Annotated in this window: 7 protein-coding genes; all 7 read right to left on the minus strand. The window is 76.2% G+C overall.

Annotated elements, in window-relative coordinates; translation table 11 throughout:
* Window positions 1-4: 4 nt before the first annotated feature.
* The 7 genes from AB0I21_RS29025 to AB0I21_RS29055 are packed head-to-tail and all read right to left on the minus strand — an operon-like array spanning window position 5 to window position 17,504.
* Entirely contained in the window at window positions 5-5,512 is a 5,508-nt protein-coding gene (locus tag AB0I21_RS29025) for an amino acid adenylation domain-containing protein (protein WP_360565865.1), read from the minus strand.
* A complete protein-coding gene (locus AB0I21_RS29030; protein ID WP_360565867.1) occupies window positions 5,509-11,568 on the minus strand; it encodes an amino acid adenylation domain-containing protein in 6,060 nt (2,019 codons plus the stop codon). The genes AB0I21_RS29025 and AB0I21_RS29030 overlap by 4 nt, the downstream gene beginning before the upstream one ends.
* Window positions 11,565-12,662, minus strand: coding sequence for a 2-oxo acid dehydrogenase subunit E2 (locus tag AB0I21_RS29035; protein WP_360565869.1), 1,098 nt, complete (start codon window positions 12,660-12,662; stop codon window positions 11,565-11,567). The genes AB0I21_RS29030 and AB0I21_RS29035 overlap by 4 nt, the downstream gene beginning before the upstream one ends.
* Complete coding sequence (locus tag AB0I21_RS29040) at window positions 12,655-13,623, minus strand: transketolase C-terminal domain-containing protein (protein ID WP_360565871.1); 969 nt, start codon at window positions 13,621-13,623, stop codon at window positions 12,655-12,657. Before AB0I21_RS29040 ends, AB0I21_RS29035 begins: the two co-directional genes overlap by 8 nt.
* The gene (locus AB0I21_RS29045; protein WP_360565873.1) at window positions 13,620-14,594 is read right to left on the minus strand and encodes a thiamine pyrophosphate-dependent dehydrogenase E1 component subunit alpha; all 975 of its coding nucleotides are present in this window, start codon (window positions 14,592-14,594) and stop codon (window positions 13,620-13,622) included. The genes AB0I21_RS29040 and AB0I21_RS29045 overlap by 4 nt, the downstream gene beginning before the upstream one ends.
* On the minus strand, window positions 14,575-16,044 hold the full coding sequence (locus tag AB0I21_RS29050; protein ID WP_360565875.1) for a condensation domain-containing protein: 1,470 nt from the start codon (window positions 16,042-16,044) through the stop codon (window positions 14,575-14,577). The genes AB0I21_RS29045 and AB0I21_RS29050 overlap by 20 nt, the downstream gene beginning before the upstream one ends.
* Window positions 16,041-17,504 carry a class I adenylate-forming enzyme family protein gene (locus tag AB0I21_RS29055; protein ID WP_360565877.1) on the minus strand — a complete coding sequence of 488 codons (1,464 nt, stop codon included), beginning with the start codon at window positions 17,502-17,504 and terminating at the stop codon, window positions 16,041-16,043. Before AB0I21_RS29055 ends, AB0I21_RS29050 begins: the two co-directional genes overlap by 4 nt.
* Window positions 17,505-17,514 lie beyond the last annotated feature (10 nt).

Below are 17,514 nucleotides of genomic sequence, written 5' to 3' on the forward strand. Positions count from 1 at the left end.
CCCTTCACGATGGGCGGTGGGTGGCGGCCCGCGCCGCCGCGTCCAGGGCGCGCTGGATGTCGGTGGCCGGCGTGTCCAGCACGGCCAGGCCGACCAGGTCGTCGGCGAGGGCGTCGGGCACCTCGTCGTCGAAGCGGCGCAGCACCCGCAGCCCGACCGCGGCGATCGCGGCGACGGCGATCGCGAACACCGCGAACATGAGGCCGAGCCCGCGCTGCGGGCCGGTGCCGAACACGGGGCCGAGGCTGCCCGCGAAGGGGCCGCCGTCGCGCAGCAGCGGGCGGAACAGCTCGGCGCCGAAGGGCGCGACGACCCCGAACCCGATCGGCATCGTCGACCACGCGATCAGCGTGTTCAGGGAGAACACCCGCCCGTGCAGCCGCTGCGGGACCTTGACCTGGATGATCGTGGTGTACACGCCGTTGAGCAGCGTCAGGGCCAGGGCGAGGCCGAGCGCGCCGGCGCCGATCAGGACCAGGTTCTCGCGCAGGCCGGTGACGAGCGCGCACACGGCCAGGCCGAGCGTCGCGACGAGGACGCCGAACATCCGCCGGTGCTGCGGGCCGCCCCAGGCGGCCATCACCAGGCCGCCCAGGAACACGCCGAGCGCGGAGACGAACGACACCTGGCCGACCTGACGCAGCGTGCCGAACGACAGGACCAGCGGCGAGAGCATCAGGAAGATCGCGGACAGCGGCACGTTCAGGACGGCGAACCACAGCAGCATGCGGCGGAAGTTGCGGTTGCCCCAGACGTACCGGAAGCCGCCGGCGATCTCCGTGCGCAGCGTCTCGTGGCGCCGCCACGGCATGGTGGCGGGGAACCGCACCGCCAGGACGACGACGACCGCGACGAGGTACGTCACCACGTCGAGCGTGAGGATGCCGCGCAGCCCGATCGTGGCGAGCAGCCCGGCGCCCAGCAGCGGGGCGAGCAGCTGGGCGAGGCCGGCCCCGAGCTGGCCGATGCCGGCGGCGTGGCCGAGCAGCCGCTTCGGCACCAGCTGGGGTATCGCGGAGGTGTACGCGATGCGCTGGAACGACAGCGCGATCGACAGCGCCACCGTGGCCGGATAGAGGGCGGCCACGCTGAGCTGCCCGGCCCAGAGCAGCGCGGCCAGCACGGCCTGGACCCCGCCGGCGGCCAGGTCGCCGGCGAGCACGATGCGGCGCCGGTCGTGCCGGTCGACGAGCGCACCGGCGATCGGCAACGTGATCAGGCCCGGGACGAGGCCGAGCACCGCGAACAACGCGAACTGCGCGACCGAGCCGGTGGTCAGGTAGATCCAGACCGGGATCGCGAACTCGGTGAGCGCCGACCCGAACATCGACGCCAGCTGGCCGGCGGAGACGGCCGCGAACCGGCCGAGGCTCGGCTGCGGGCCGGTGGCGACCTCACGGCCGTGCGACACACCGTGCCGGTACCAGGTGCGATCCGGCCCGTCGGCCGGCGCCGACGGTTCGAACATGGGCGTGTCGATGATCTCGGCGATCTCGGCGGCACGGTACTTGAGGAAGAAGTGCCCGGCCTCCCGCAGCACCACGACGGCGCTGTCGTCGGACAGGAAGTGCCACTCGCGGAACCGTTCCTCGTAGAACTCGGTGGCCGGGTCGCGGGTGCCGACGACGGTGACGAACGAGGCCCGCAGCCGCTCGGCGCCGGTCGCGTACATCCCGGTGTAGTACCGCTCGGCGTCGACGGAGTCGCGGCGCAGGTTGCGCACGATGTGGCGGGCCTCCGCCGGGTCGAGGCCGCCGAGGTCGGCGCCGATCGAGGTCAGCCAGTTGTGGTAGATCCGGTCGCCGCGCAGCGACTCCATCCGCGCGAGCTTCGACAGCGTCCGGGCCAGGCGGCCGCGCGGTTCGGCGAACGGGAACATCGCGCCGATGTACACGGTGCGCAGATCCCGGCCGGCCGCCTCCAGCCGCCGCGCGAGGGCGACGGCGAGGGCCGACCCGACGCCGCAGTGGCCGTACAGGCTGATCGGCCCTTCGATCGTCGCGAGGATCTCCTCGACGCAGCGGTCGATGAGCACGTCGAAGTCGAGCCGGTCCTCGATGACGCCGACGTCGTGGCCGGGGATGGCGACCGAGTACACCGCGTACCGCTCCGGCAGCGCGTCCGCGAGAGGCTGGTACACCACGGCGCTGCCGCCGCCGAACGGCACGCAGACCAGGGAGATGTCGGCCTTCGGCCGGTTCGGGGTGAGGCGCCGGATCACCGCCCGCGGGCCGTCGTCGGGCCGGTCGATGAGGACGGCGAGCTCCCGCACGGTCGGGTTCTGGAACAGGTCGATGACACCGACCGCGGCGCCGGTCCTGCGGAGCCGGGCCACCACCTGCGTCGCCAGCAGCGAGTGGCCGCCGAGGTCGAAGAAGTCGTCGTCGGCGCCAACCGCGGGCACGTCGAGCACGGCCGACCAGACGTCGGCGACGACCTGCTCGGTCGGGGTGGCCGGCGCGGTCCCGCCGCGCGCCGCGCGGACCGGGGCCGGCAGGGCGCGCCGGTCGAGCTTGCCGTTCGCCGACAGCGGCAGCGCGTCGAGCGCCACGAACGCGGCCGGGACCATGGCGTCGGGCAGCAGGCGCTTCAGGGCGGCGCGGTCCGGTGCGGCGCCGACGACGTACGCGACGAGCCGCTGGTCGCCGGGGTGGTCCTCGCGGACGATGACGGCGGCGTCGCGGACGCCCGGCTGCTCGCGCAGCACCGCCTCGATCTCGCCGAGCTCGATGCGCTGGCCGCGCAGCTTGACCTGCCCGTCGATGCGGCCGAGGAACTCCAGCGTGCCGTCGGGCCGCCAGCGGGCCAGGTCGCCGGTGCGGTACAGCCGGGCGCCGGGCGCCCCGAAGGGGTCGGGCACGAAGCGTTCGGCGGTCAGCCGGGGCCGCCGCAGGTAACCCTCCGCGACCTGGACGCCGCCGATGTGCAGCTCGCCGGGCACCCCGACGGGCTGCGGCCGGAGCCGGTCGTCGAGGACGTGCAGGGTGGTGTTGGCGACCGGGGCGCCGATCGGCACGCGGTGGGCGTCGCCGAGCGATTCGGCGGTGACGGCCCAGGCGCTGACGTCGATGGCGGCCTCGGTCGGGCCGTACAGGTTGTGCAGCTCGGCGGCGGGCAGCGCGGCCAGGCAGCGGCGGGCGAGGTCGGCCGGCAGCTCCTCGCCGGAGCAGACGACGGCGCGCAGGCCGGCGCCGCCGGGCGTGGACTCCTCCGCGAGGAAGGCGGCGAGCATCGACGGCACGAAGTGCAGGACGGTGACGCCTTCGCGGTCGATGAGTGTCCGCAGGTACGCCGCGTCCCGGTGGCCGCCCGGCTGGGCGAGGACCAGGCGCGCGCCGATGATGAGCGGCCAGAAGAACTCCCAGACGGACACGTCGAACCCGGCCGGGGTCTTCTGCAGTACGACGTCGTCGGCCGTCAGCTGGAAGCGTTCCTGCATCCAGGTGAGCCGGTTGACCACGCCACGGTGGCCGTTGGGCACGCCCTTGGGCCGTCCGGTCGAGCCGGAGGTGTAGATGACGTAGGCGGTGTCGGTGGCGGTCGGCGGCGGTGAAATGTTGAAATTTCGGATATGTCGGGGAGCGGAGCGAGCCGACATATCCGCGGTGGCGGGCTGGAGATCAGCGGCGGCGGCCTGGGGATCCGCGGTGGCGGGCTGGGGATCAGTGCGGGGTGGCAGGTCCGCGGCGGCAGGCAAGGGTTCCGCCGGGTCGAGGTGGTCGAGGCGGATCACCGGGCAGGTGGCGAACGCGTCGGCCAGCTCCGGTCCCCAGCCGGCCGGTGGGTCGAGGACGAGCACGGCCCGCAGGTCCGCGTCCGTCGCCATGAAGGCCAGCCGCTCGACCGGGTAGTCGGGGTCGAGCGGCACGTACGCGGCGCCGGTGCGCAGCACGCCGAGCAGCGCGCCGGGCAGCTGGAGCGAGCGCGGCGCGCACACGCCGATCCGCGTGCCCGGGCCGGCGGCCACCGGCCGCAGCGCCGCGGCCACCCGGTCGCAGTAGGCGTCCAGCTCGGCGTAGCTCCACGTGGTGCCGTCGAACGTCACGGCCGGCGCGGCCGGGGTGGCGGCGACCTGCGCGGCGAACAGGCCGGGCAGGGTGGCGCCGGCGTCGAACGGGGCGGCGGTCGCGTTCCAGGCGGCCTGCGCCGCGCGTTCGCCGTCGTCGCGCAGGTCGAGCGCGGCCACCGGCGTCAGCGGGTCGGCGACGGCGCCGCGCAGGAGGGCGGTCAGGTGGCTGACGAGCCGCCGCACGGTCGCCGCGTCGAAGAGCGCCGTGTTGTGGATGAACTGGCCCCACAGCCCACCGTCGGCGGTGTCGCTGATGTACAGCTCCAGGTCGTAGCGGGTCGCCCACGACCTGATCTCGTATCCGTCGAGGCCGTCGCCGCCGCCCGTGCCGTAGTTCTGCACCGCGAGCAGCGCCTGGAACAGCGGCGACCGGGACACGTCGCGGGGCAGGTTGAGGTCGGCGACGACGCGTTCGAAGGGCGTGTCGGCGTCGGCGAACCCGGTCAGCGCGGTCTCCCGCACCCGCAGCAGCAGCTCGGTGAAGGTCGGGTCGCCGCTCAGGTCGACGGGCATGGCCAGCGTGTTGACGAAGCAGCCGATGAGGTTCTCCAGCTCCGGGACGCCGCGGCCGGCGACGGGGGAGCCGATCGTGAGACGGGTCTGGTGCGCGTGCCGGCCGAGCAGGCAGGCGTAGGCGGCCAGCATCGTCATGTACAGCGAGGCGCCGTGGCCGTCGGCGAGGGCCCGGACGCCGGCGGCGAGACCGGCGTCGAGCTCGAACTCGACGCTGCCGCCGGCGTAGGTCAGCTCGGCCGGGCGCGGCCGGTCCGTCGGCAGCGCGAGGGGCTCGACGCCGTCCAGGCGCTCCGCCCAGCGGGCGACGTCGGGCGCCGGCTTGTCGCGCTGCCAGGCCGCGTAGTCGCCGTACTGGACGGGCAGGGCGGGCAGGTCGCCGCCGTCGTACGCGGTCATCAGCTCGGCCAGCAGCAGCGGCACGGACCAGCCGTCGATCGCGATGTGGTGCACGGCCATGGCCAGGATCGCGTCGTCCGGGGACAGCCGGATCAGCGCGGCCCGCAGCGGCTGCTCGGCGGCGAGGTCGAAGCCGCAGGCGTGCACCGCTTCGACGGCGGCCCGGGCGGCGGCGGCGTCGCCGGCGACGTCGACGACGGTCAGATCGACGGCCGGGTCCTCGTCGACGACGAGCGTCGGGATCCCGTCGTCCCGGGCCGGGAACCGGGTCCGCAGCGCCTCGTGGCGGGCGACGACGCGGCGCAGCGCCCCGGCCAGCCGGTCGGCGTCGACCGGGCGCCGGATCCGCCGGGCCACCGGCACGAGGTAGGCGCGGTTGCCGGGCGCGTACTGCTCCATGAACCAGAGCCGTTCCTGCGCGAACGACAGCGGCGGCACCGTGCCGGCCGGCCGGGTGGGGACGGTGCGGGTCGCCGTGCGCCGGCGCAGTCGTCGGGCCAGCAGCGCCTGGCGGGCTTCGTCGACGGTCATCGGGTCTCCGCTTCCAGCAGGCCGGCCACCTCGTCGTCGCTGAGCTCGGCCAGATCGGCGAGCAGCCGCTGCTCGACCGCGGTGGCCAGGTCGGCCAGCCGGCGGTGCGTGAAGAGCAGGCGGATGGGCAGGTCGAGGTCGGTCATGGCGCGCAGCCGGGCGGCCACGCGGACGGCGAGCAGCGAGTGGCCGCCGAGGGTGAAGAAGTCGTCGTCCACGCCGACGCGGTCGAGGCCGAGGACCTCGGTCCAGACGTCGGCGATCAGGTGCTCGGCGTCGGTGCGCGGCGGCGTGGAGGGTCCGGCACTGCCGTCAGTACTCTTCAGGGGCGGCGGTGGCAGGGCCCGCCGGTCGACCTTCCCGGTGGGCGTACGGGGGAGCGCGTCGACCGCGACCCAGCGGTCCGGCACCAGGTGGCCGGGGAGCCGGGCCGCGAGCCGGGCGCGCAGCGCGCCGGCGGGTGCGGTGCCGGCGACGTACGCGACCAGGGCGCCGTCGTGCGCGACGACCACCGCCCCGGTCACCCCCGGGCACTCCAGGAGGTGGTGCTCCACCTCGGCCGGTTCGATCCGGAACCCGCGGACCTTCAGCTGGTCGTCGAGCCGGCCGGCGAAGTCGAGGCGGCCGTCGGCCCGCAGCCGCACGCGGTCGCCGGTCCGGTAGCAGCGCGCGCCGGGCCCCGATGGGGGCCACGTGACGAACCGGTCCCGGGTGAGGTCGTCCCGGCCGAGGTAGCCGCGGGCCAGCCCGGCGCCGCCGAGCAGCAGCTCGCCGTACGCGCCGGGCGGCACCGGGCGCAGGCCGGCGTCGACGACCGCGACGCGCACCCCGGGCAGCGGCACGCCGATCGGCGGCGGGCCGGTCGTGTCGTCCGGGCCGAGGTCGGTCGAGGTCGCGATGATCGTGGCCTCGGTGGGGCCGTACGTGTTCACCAGCCGCACGGTGTCGCCGAAGCGGGCGCGCCAGCGGGCCACGGCCGCCGCGTGCACCGCCTCGCCGCCGAGGATCACCAGCCGCAGCCGCGGCGGCCAGGCGATCGCGTCGATCTGGGCGATCAGGTCGTGCCAGTACGCGGTGGGCAGGTCGAGCACGGTGACGCCGGCGCCGTCCGGACCGGCGAGCACGTCGGGCAGGCTGAGCGGGCCGTCCGGGAGCAGCCGTACCGTGGCCCCGGCGCCGAGCGCGGGCCAGAGCTCCTCCGCGTGCGCGTCGAACGCGAGCGGCGCGAACTGCACGACCGTGTCGCCCGGGCCGAGCCGGTAGTCGCGGCGCATCCAGCCGACCCGGGCGGCGAGCGCCTCGTGGTCGACGACGACGGCCTTCGGGGCGCCGGTGGACCCGGAGGTGTACAGCACGTACGCGGCGCCGTCCGGGGTCGCGTGGTCGACCGCCGGCACCGTCCCGGCAGGTGGCGCGAGGACCCGCAGACCGTCCGGCCAGGGCGCGTCCCCGACGGCGAGCCCGGCGCCGCTGCCGGCGACGAGCTCCGCGATCCGGCCGGCCGGCTGCTCCGGGTCGATCGGCAGGTACGCGCCGCCGGCCCGCCAGACCGCCAGCAGCGCGACGATCGTGCCGATGTCCCGGCGCGCGGCGACGGCGACGACCGGGGGACCCGCGACCACCGCCGCGCGCAACGCCAGGGCGAGGGCGTCGGCTCGGCGGTTGAGCTCGGCGTACGTGAGCGACTCGGCGCCGCAGCGGATCGCGACCGTGTCCGGCGCCGCGAGCCGGGGCAGCCCGGGAGCCAGCGGCTGCGGCGGCGAGGGCGGCGGGGCGGCGAGCGAGCCGACGAGCGCCTCGTCGTCGGCGGTCAGCAGCGGCAGCGCCCCGACCGCGGCGCCCGGGTCGGCGGCGATGCCGGCACACAGCACCTCGAACCGGCGGGCCCAGCGCTCGACGGTCGCCGCGTCGAGCAGGTCGGTGTCGTAGCCGAAGACGAGCGTCAGGCCGTCGGCGGCCCGCCACGCCTCCAGCATCAGGTCGAACTTGGCCTGCCGGTAGCCGGAGTCGAAGAACGACGCGTGCAGGTCGGCGAACCGGTCGACCGGGGTGCCCTCGTCCTGGGTGTGCAGGATGCACATGGTCTGGAACAGCGGCGCAGCCCCGGCGGCGAGGTGCTCGAACGGCGCCTCGGCGTGGGTCAGCGCGTCCAGCACGCACTCGCGGGCCCGGCCGAGCAGGCCGGTGAACGGCTCGGCCGGGTCGACCTGGTTGCGCAGCACGACGGTCCTGGCGAAGTAGCCGACGGCCCGCTCGGTCTCGACCCGGTCCCGGGCCGCCAGGGTCGAGCCGACCAGGACGTCGGACTGGCCGGTGTGCCGGGCGAGCAGCACCTGGTAGGCCGCGAGCAGCACGGCGAAGAGGCTGGTGCGGGACTGGCCGGCCAGGCCTTCGAGGCGGGCGGTGACGCCGGCCGGCAGGTGGGCGCCGAGGAACGCGCCGCGGTGGGTGGGCTCGGCCGGGCGGGGCCGGTCCGTCGGCAGGTCGAGCGCGGTCGGCTCGGCGAGGCGGTCCCGCCAGTACGCGAGGCCGGCCTCCTGGTCGCCGTCGTTCGCCGGTACGGGCGGCAGCGGCGCCAACGGCAGGCCGGCGTAGAGCGCGGCGAGGTCCTCCCGCAGGACGTTGAGCGACCAGCCGTCCCCGGCGATGTGGTGCACGACCAGGCAGAGGACGTGATCGTCGGGGGCGAGCCGGAGCAGTGCGGCCCGCACCGGCGCGCCGGTCCGGAGGTCGAACGGCGCGTTGGTCCGGTCCGCGACGGCGCTCCGGGCCGCCGCCTCCGGATCGGCCGCGGACTCCAGCGGGAGCTCCTCGAACGGCACGGTCGCGGGCCCGACCTCGACGGCCGGCTCGCCCCCGACCTCCGGGTAGGCGCACCGCAGCGCGACGTGCCGGGCGGCGAGCGCGTCCAGGGCCCGCCGCAGCGCGTAACGGTCCAGCCGGCCGCGCAGGCGCAGCACCAGGAACATGTTGTACGACGCGTCGCGCGGATCCAGCCGCTGCAGGAACCAGAGGCGGCGCTGGGCGTCGGACAGCACCGGCGCGCGTCCCGGCACGCCGGCACCGGCGTCGCCGGCGGCGGCCGGGATCCGCTGGGCGAGGGCCTCGACCGCCGGGTGGTCGAACAGGTCGCGGACCGTCAGGCCGGGCAGCCGCGCCGCGACCTTGACGGCCAGCAGCGAGTGGCCGCCGAGCGCGAAGAAGTCGTCGTGCGCACCCACCGCGACGCCGAACACCTCGGCGAACACCGCGGCGACGCGCGTCTCGGCCGCGGTGCGCGGTGGCACGTACGCGGCGGCGGCGGAGGGTCGCGGGTCGGGCAGGGCGGCCCGGTCCACCTTGCCGTTCGGGGTGAGCGGCAGCGCGTCGAGGACCGTGACCGTGGCCGGCACGGCGTAGGCCGGCAGGGTGGCGCGGGCCGCGTCGCGGATCGCGTCCGGGTCGACGCCGGCGCCGGGGCGGGCCGTGACGTACGCGGCGAGCGCGTCGTCGCGGACCGCGGCGACCGCGGCGGCGACGCCCGGGCACCCGGCGAGCACGGTCTCGACCTCGCCCAGCTCGACCCGGTGGCCGCGGACCTTGACCTGGGTGTCGAGCCGGCCGAGGAACTCCAGCGTGCCGTCCGCCAGCCGGCGGGCGCGGTCGCCGGTCCGGTACATCCGTGCTCCCGCCGGACCCCACGGGTCGGGCACGAACCGGTCGGCGGTCAGCCGCGGCCGGCGCAGGTAGCCGAGCGCGACGCCGGCACCGGCGATGACGAGCTCGCCGGGCACGCCGGCGGGGACGGGCCGCATCCGGTCGTCGACGACGTACACCCGGGTGCCCGGGATCGGGCCGCCGATCGTGACGGCCGCCGGGTCGCCGGGCACCGGCCAGTACGTCGACCAGATCGTGGTCTCGGTCGGGCCGTACACGTTGGTGAGCCGGCCGACCTTGCCGCGCAACTGCGCGGCGAGCGGCACGGGCAGCGCCTCACCGCCGACCAGCGCGGCCGGCACGTCGTGGTCGAAGCCGGCGGCGAGCAGCATCCGCCAGCCGGACGGGGTGGCCTGCACGTCGGTGACGCCGGTCGCGGCGATGAGCGCCCGCAGCGCCGCCCCGTCGCCGGTCTGCGCGTCGCCGGCGACGACGACCCGGCCGCCGCGGCTGAGCGGCAGGAACAGCTCGAGCCCGGAGATGTCGAACGACAGCGAGGTGAGCGCCAGCCAGGTGCGGCCCGCCTGCGCCCCGGTGACGGCGGCCATCGCGGCGACGAACGCGGCGAGCGCGCCGTGCGGCACGACGACGCCCTTGGGCCGTCCGGTGGACCCCGACGTGTACAGCACGTAGGCGGGGTCGTCCGGGCCGATGGCGGCGGGGGCGGCCCCGTCCCGCAGTTCGTCGTCGGCGGCGTCGACGAGCAGCGCCGCCGCGCCGAACCGGTCCGCGAACGCCGGCTCGGTGAGCACCGTGCCGACGCCCGCGTCGGCGATGACGAACGCGAGCCGGTCGGCCGGGTACGCCGGGTCGAGCGGCAGGTACGCGGCGCCGGCCCGCCAGACGGCGAGGAGCGCGACCACCATCGCCGGGCGCCGGGACAGCCCGACCCCGATCAGCGGCCCGCGCCCGCGGAGGCGGGCGGCCAGCCGGTCGACCGCGGCGTCCAGCTCGCGGTAGGTGAGGTCGCCGCCGTCGCCGGTGACCGCGACCGCGTCCGGCATGGCCCGGGCCCGCTCCCGGAACAGCTCGGCGACCAGCGGGGTGACCTCCCCGGGGCCCGTGCCGTTCCAGCGGGTCAGCGCCTCGCGCCGCTCGTCGTCGTCGAGCAGCCGCAGGTCACCGGCCGGGACGTCGGGCCGCCGGGCCGCGTCGTCGAGCAGGACGAGCAGCCGGCGGATCCACCGCTGCGCGGTGCCGGGGTCGAACAGGTCACGGTCGACCGTGAGCACGCCGACGGCGGCCTCGGGGCCCTGGATGACGTCGAGGGACACGTCGGTGCGGGCGACGTCGAACGGGTGGTCCAGCAGCTCGACGTCGAGTCCGCCGAGGCGCGGCCGGTCCTGCTCCTGCCGCAGGTACATGAGCATGGCCTGGAACAGTGGGGTGCGGCTGCGGTCGCGGGGCGCGCCGACCGCCGACACCACGCGTTCGAACGGGGCCGCGTGGCTCAGTGCGCCGAGCACGGTCCGGCGGGCCGTCCGCAGCAGCGCGCGGAATGTCGGGTCGCCCGACAGGTCCGTCCGCAGGACCAGGGTCTCGGAGTAGCAGCCGACGCGGTCGTCGAGGTCCGGGTCGTCGCGGCCGAGGACCGGCGTGCCGAGGCAGACGTCGTCCTGGCCGCTCATCCGGCCGAGCAGCAGCGAGAACGCCGCGACCAGCGCGGTGAACACGGTGGTGCGCTCGGACCGGGCCACGGACTCCAGGCGGCGCAGCAGGTCGACGGGGATGTCGAACACGACGGAGGTGCCGCGGCCGCGGCGCACCGGGGGCCGGGGCCGGTCGGTCGCCAGGTCCAGCACCGGGGCGCCGGCCAGCCGGTCGGTCCAGTACCCGAGGTCCGGCGCGGCGTCGACCGGGACCGGCGGCGGCTCCGGCAGGTCCGGCAACGCCACGGGGGCGTTGGTGGCGTACGCCTGGTACAGCGCGTCGAGGTCGCGGCGCAGCACCTGCAGCGACCAGCCGTCGGCCGCGACGTGGTGGGCGGCGAGCGCGAACACGTGCTCGTCCGGCCCGACGCCGATCAGCAGGCAGCGCGCCATCGGGCCGGCGGTGAGGTCGAACGGCCGCGTCACGAACGCGGCGACCAGGTCGCGGGCCTCGTCCAGGCCGGTCGCGGCGGCGGTCTCCAGCCTGACGCCGCCGGCGGCCGGCACCAGCACGGGCGCGCCGTCGAGCTGCGCGACCCGGGACCGCAGGGTCTCGTGCCGGTCGGTCACCGCGTCCAACGCGCGCTCCAGGGCAACCCGGTCCAGGCGGCCGCGCACGTGCAGCACCAGCGGCAGGTGGTACGACGCGTCGGCCGGATCCAGCTGGTGCAGGAACCACAGCCGCTCCTGGCCGGGCAGCAGCGGCCTCATCGCGGCTCCTCCTGCAGCGTCCGGGCCAGCGCGGCCAGGAACCGCGCCGCCTCGCGGCCGTTGACGACGCGGTGGTCGTAGGCGAGACCGACCTGGCTCACGGTGCGGGTCGCCGGCCGGCCGTCGTCGCCGAGGTGCAGCTCGGGCCGCGGGGCGGTGACCGCGACCGCGCAGGTCTGGCCCGGGTACACGATCGGGATCGCCAGGCTCACGTCGGCGTCCTGGTGCAGGGTCAGCGTGATGGTCGCACCGTCCAGTTCGGACGGACGGAACGCGCCGCCGGCCGCCGTGACCCGGAACCTGGCGAGGGCGCGGGCGATCTCGGCGACCGTCGCGGTGCCGGCGTCGCGGACCACCGGCACGTACAGGCCTTCGCCGAGGTCGACGGTGACGCCGACGTGCGCGGCGAAGGCCGGGTGCAGGGTGTGGCCGTCGTCGTCGAGCCGCGCGAAGCACATCGGGTGCTCGGCGTGCGCCGCCCCGATCGCGGCGACGAACAGCTCGGCGAGGCCGACGGGTCGCCGCACCGCGCGGGTCAGCCGGGGCATCCGCTCCAGGGCGGCGCCGACGTCGATCGTCATCGCGGTGTACGCGGCCGGGACGGTGGCGTGCGACCGGGCCACCGTCCGGGCGACCGCACGCTGGTTGCGGGACAGGGTGTCGGTCGCCCTGTCCGTCGCCACCGGCGGCGGCGCGGCCACCAGGGCGTCGACGTCGGCGCGGCGGACGATGGGGCGGCCGAGCGCGGCGACCTGCTCGGCGGTGACGCCGAGCTCGGCCATCCGGGCGCGGGCCGGCGCGGTGATCGTCGGGCCGTCGTCGCCGCCGACCGGCCCTGGGACCGGCGCCGCGCTGACGGCGGTGGGGTCGTCGAGGAGGGCGATCACCTGACCGGGGGCGATCTCGGCACCGGTCGCCGCGCGGTGGCGCAGGACGCCGCCCGTCGCGGCGGTCAGCTCCTCGACCGCCTTCGACGTCTCCACCTCGGCGACCGGCGCGCCGGCCGGCACCGTCGCGCCGTCCGGAGCGAGCCAGGCGAGCAGCACGTAGCTGTCGTCGTTGGCGTTGAGCTTCGGCACCGCGATCTCAGGCACGGACGGTCCTCACCAGCGCGTCGTGGATGGTGCCGGCGCTCACGAGCACGTGACGCTCCAGGTGTGGTGCGGCGGGGATGACGGCGTCGGCGCCGTGGACGAGCGTCACGGGCGCCGCGAGATCCGCGAAGTGGCGCGCGTGGACGTGATGCGCGACCTCGGCGCCCCAGGTGCCGCCGGCGGTGCCGTCCTCGGCCACCACGACGTGCGGGACGGGCGGCAGGTCGAGGCGCACCGGGTACAGCCGCGAAGGGACGACCAGCAGTCCGGCGATCTCCTGCTCGATCAGCAGCGTCCGCAGCGCCGCCAGGGCGCGCTCGGCCATGCCGCCGGGCGCGATCAGGACCAGCTCCGGGCGTTCGCCGGTCCCGACGTACGCCACGCCGTCGCGCACCTCGACCGTGAACGGGGCGGCCACCGCGGGCAGCATCCGGCGGGTGTAGAGGATCTTGTCCTCGACGAACACGCACGGCTGCCCGAGCGCCAGCATCTCGGCGAACACCTCGGCCGCGTCGCGGAACGGCGACATCTCGAACACGGCGAGGCCGGGCACGCCGATCAGGTGCTTCGTCAGGCTCTGGCTGTGCGTCGGCCCGTAGCCGCGGCCGCCGCCGCTGGGGCAGCGCACGACCATGCGCATCGGCAGCCGCTCGCCGTACATGGTGACGGACTTGGCGGCGAAGTTGACCAGCTGGTCGAAGCCGAGGGTGAGGAAGTCGGCGAACATGTACTCGACGATCGCGGTGTCGCCGGCCAGGGCCAGGCCGGCCGCGATGCCGGTGATGGCCGACTCGCTGATCGGGGTGGACAGCACCCGGTCCGGGAACCGGGTGGAGAGCCCGCGCGCGACCTTGAACGCGCCGCCGTACGGGTCGAGGAGGTCCTCACCGATGAGGTACGCCCGCTCGTCGCCCGCCAGGACCGTGTGCAGCGCGGCGTTGATGTTCTCGGCGACCCTCATGCGACGGCCCACCCGCCGGCCGGGTGGGCGGCGGCCCCTGCGACGCTGTCCTCCCGCGGCCGGCCGGTCCACTCGGCGGGTGGGCGGGCCGACACCTCGGCGACGACGCGGGCGACGCGGTCCCGCTGGGCGCGGTCCAGGTCGGGCGCGGCGGCGGCCACCGCCGGGTACCAGTCGGCCAGCGCCGCGACCTGGTCGGCGGGGCGGGTGTCGTCGCCCTTGCTGTGCGGGCCGAGCCGCGGGGTGCGGAACTCGACGATGAGCGGCGCGCCGTCGCGTACACCGGCGACGAACGGGGCGAGCTCCGCCCTGATGCGGGCCGGGTCGGTCGCGGTGACCAGCGTGTGGGCCAGTCCGAACGCGGCGGCGCGTCCGGCGACGGTGCCGGCCATGGCATGCCCGGTGGGCGTCGACTGGGCGATCCCGTTGTGCTCCACCACGACCAGCAGCGGCAGCCGCCACAGCGCGGCGATGTTGAGCGCCTCGTACACCGCGCCCTCGCCCCAGGTGCCGTCGCCGATGTACGCGCAGGCGAGCGCGCCCGGCCGGTGGCGGCGCAGGTGCAGCGCGAGCCCGGCCGCGACCGGCAGGCTCTCGCCCTGCACGCCGGTGGAGAGGTACCCGCGCCGGTGGATGTGCTGGCTGCCGCCGACGCCGTGGCACACGGCACCGGCCCGGCCCATGATCTCCGCGAGGAGCCCCTCCGGGTCGTCGAACCGCGCGAGGTAGTGGCCGTGCCCGCGGTGGTTGCTCAGCACGTGGTCGTCCGGTCCGAGCAGGCCGCTCACGGCCACGGGCACGTACTCCTGGCCGAGGCAGGTGTGCGTGGTCCCGGACAGCTCGCCACGCGCGAAGAGGTCCAGCAGCGCCGTCTCGAAGTGCCGGATGAGCAGCATCGCCGCCCGGTCGGGCGCCTCGGTGGGCGTCTCTGTGGGCGCCTCGGTGAGCGCCTCAGGAAGCGCTGACGGCATCCACGACTCCGTTGACCGTCGGGTGGTCGAAGAACGTGTCGATGTCGACGTCGACGCCGAGCGTCTTGCGCATCCGCGCGATGATCTGCGTCGCGGTCAGCGAGTCGCCGCCCAGGTCGAACAGGTCGTCGTCGGGGCCGATGGCGGGGTCGCCGAGCACGTCGCGCCAGATGGCCAGGACCGGCGCCACGAGGTCGCCGTCGCCGGCCGGTGCCGGCGCGGCGGCCGGCGCCCCGACCGGGGCGGGCGGCGCGGAGGCGCCCGGGGCGCCCGGGGCGGCAGCGGGGCCCAGGTCGCGCAGCAGGGTCCCCGGATCGGCGGCGACCCGGGTGAGCACCGCGCAGAGGTCGCCGGCGAATCGCGCGGCGACCGGCGCCGCGGCGGCCGAGTGGCGCAGCCGGGCGGTGACCGTCGTGCCGTCGTCGACCGCCTGCAGCTGCAGGTCGCCGCGCACGCTGCCGGCGAACGCCAGCCAGTCGACGGCCGCCGGGGCGCCGTCGAACGTCGGCGCGGCGCCGACCCGGCGGTAGCTGACGGAGACGGGCGCGATTGCGGCGTGCGGCCGCAGCCGGCGCACCGCGCGGGCGAGGGGCACCGACCGGTGCGGGTACATCGCGCGGAGCGTCGCCCGGACCCCGGCGGCGAACTCCGCGAACGGGGAGTCCGCGCCGGGCTGCGTGTCGACGGGGAACTCGGTCGCGAACGGGCCGACGGTGTCGAACGCGCCGGGCTCCCGGGTGGACACGTCGACGCCGGTCGTGACGCGCGGGTTGCCGTAGCCGCCGAGCAGGGCGTGGACGGCGGCCAGCAGCGTCTCGAACCGGGTCAGCCCCGGCAGGTCGGGCACGGGCGGCTCGAACGCGTGCACCTGACCGGCCCCGTGGTCGCGCCCGGTGAGGACGTGCTCGCCGACGACCACGGGCAGCGGCTCGGCCCACCGGCCGGACCAGAACTCCTCCGCCGCGGCCCGGCCGCCGGCCAGCCGTGCCGCCTCGGCGGCGAGCTCGTCCTCGGCGGTGCGCGGCAGCGGCGCCGGGATCTCACCGGCGTAGAACGCGGCCAGGTCCCGCAGCAGCACCTCCTTGGACAGCCCGTCGACGACCAGGTGGTGCGCGGTGACGACCAGCGTCCGGCCGAACAGCGCGAACCGGGCCAGCGGTCCCGCACCGAGGTCGAACGGGCGGGTGGCCTCCTCCTCGACCGACTCGTCCGGCCCCGCCACACGCAGGGCGGGAGCGGTGGTCCGGGTGAGGTGGGTGACGCCGTCGCGCTCGACGACCGAGACGGCCAGCAGCGCGTGCCGCTCGACCACGGCCGCGCAGGCCTTGGCGAGGAGCCCGGCGTCCGGTTCTTGGGCGAACGTGACGACCAGCGGCATGTGGTAGGCGGTGGGGGCGGCACCGGACGCGGCGAGCCGCATGCCGTGCTGGACGGCGGACGCCTGGATCACGTCAGGCTCCTTCGCAGGGATCGTTTGTCGACCTTGCCGCCGCGGTTGCGCGGAAGCTTGTCCACGACGTGGACGAGGGAGGGGATCTCGTGCGGCGCGAGGCGGCCGGAGAGGAACGCCCGCAGCGCCTGCGGGGTCAGCGCCGCGCTGCCGCCGACCACGATCACGGCGGCCAGCTCGACGCCGAGCACCTCGTGGGGCAGCCCGACGACGGCGGCGTCGGCGACCGCCGGATGCTCGTGGATGGCCGCCTCGACCTGCAGCGTCGACACCCGGTGGGCGCCGGTCTTGACCAGGTCGCCGTCCCGCTCGACGAGGAACAGGAAGCCGTCCTCGTCGACGTAGCCGACGTCGCCCATCCGGACCCAGCCGTCCTGGAAGGTGGCACCGCTCGTCACGGTGTCGCCGACGTACGTGCGGGGCGGGGCGGGGGAGCGCATCCAGACGGCGCCGGACTCGCCCGGCGCGCAGGGCCGCCCCTCGTCGTCGGTGACGCGCAGGCCGCCGCCGGCGATCGGCCGGCCCACGCTGTCCGGGCGCTCCGGGTCGTACGTCATGGCGGTCTGCGCCGGGGCGGCCTCGGTCGAGGTGTAGTAGTTGACGATCGTCGCGTTGGGGAACGCGGCCGCGAGGCGGGCGGCGACCGGCCCCGGCAGCGGCGCGGCGGCCGACCCGAGCAGCCGGACGCTGCTCAGGTCGTGGCCGTCGGCCACGGCGAGCAGCTCCTTGGCCATCGCGGGGACGACGAACACCGTGCCGGCGGACCAGCGTGCGATGGCGCGCGCGAAGCGCAACGGGGTGAACTGCGGCAGCGTGACCACGGCGGGGTGGGCGAGCAGCGCGGTCATCAGCATGACCTGGGCGGCGTTCGTGCCGATCGCGAACGCGTGCAGCAGGTGGCGCGAGTGGCGGAACGGCCGGTGCCGGGCGCCCGCCCCGTACGTGACGTTGGCGTGGGTGGCGGCGACCCCCTTGGGCCGCGCCGTCGTGCCGGACGTGTACAGGATCTGGGCCAGACCGTCCGATGTGGACAGATCCGCGCCGCCGTCGCCGGTGCCGTCGTCGCCGTCGGTCGTGGCGTGGGTCCACCCGCCGGTCCAGCCGGGCGCGGCGCCCCCGTGCACGAGCCCGGCGGCGGCGCAGTCGGCGAGCGCGTGCGCCAGCTCGGCGGGCGCCGCGTCGCCGGAGACCGGCACGGCGACCGCGCCTAATCGCTGCACCGCCACGTAGGCGACCGCGAAGTCGAGCCATTCGGCGGCGCCGAACCGCAGGCCGACGCGGTCGCCCGGCGCGACGCGGCGCTGCCGCAGCCGCTCGGCGAGGCCGGTGGCACGGCGCTGCCAGGCGCCGAAGGTCAGCGCCCCGACGCCGTCGACGACCAGCGCCTCGCGGTCCGGCTCCGATGTGGACCGGTCGGTGAGGAGGCGGGGAACCGTCGGCGGGACGGCGTGCAAAACCACGGCAACAGGG

The sequence above is a fragment of the Dactylosporangium sp. NPDC050588 genome, assembly GCF_040654975.1.
In the GTDB taxonomy this organism is placed as follows: Bacteria; Actinomycetota; Actinomycetes; order Mycobacteriales; family Micromonosporaceae; genus Dactylosporangium; species Dactylosporangium maewongense.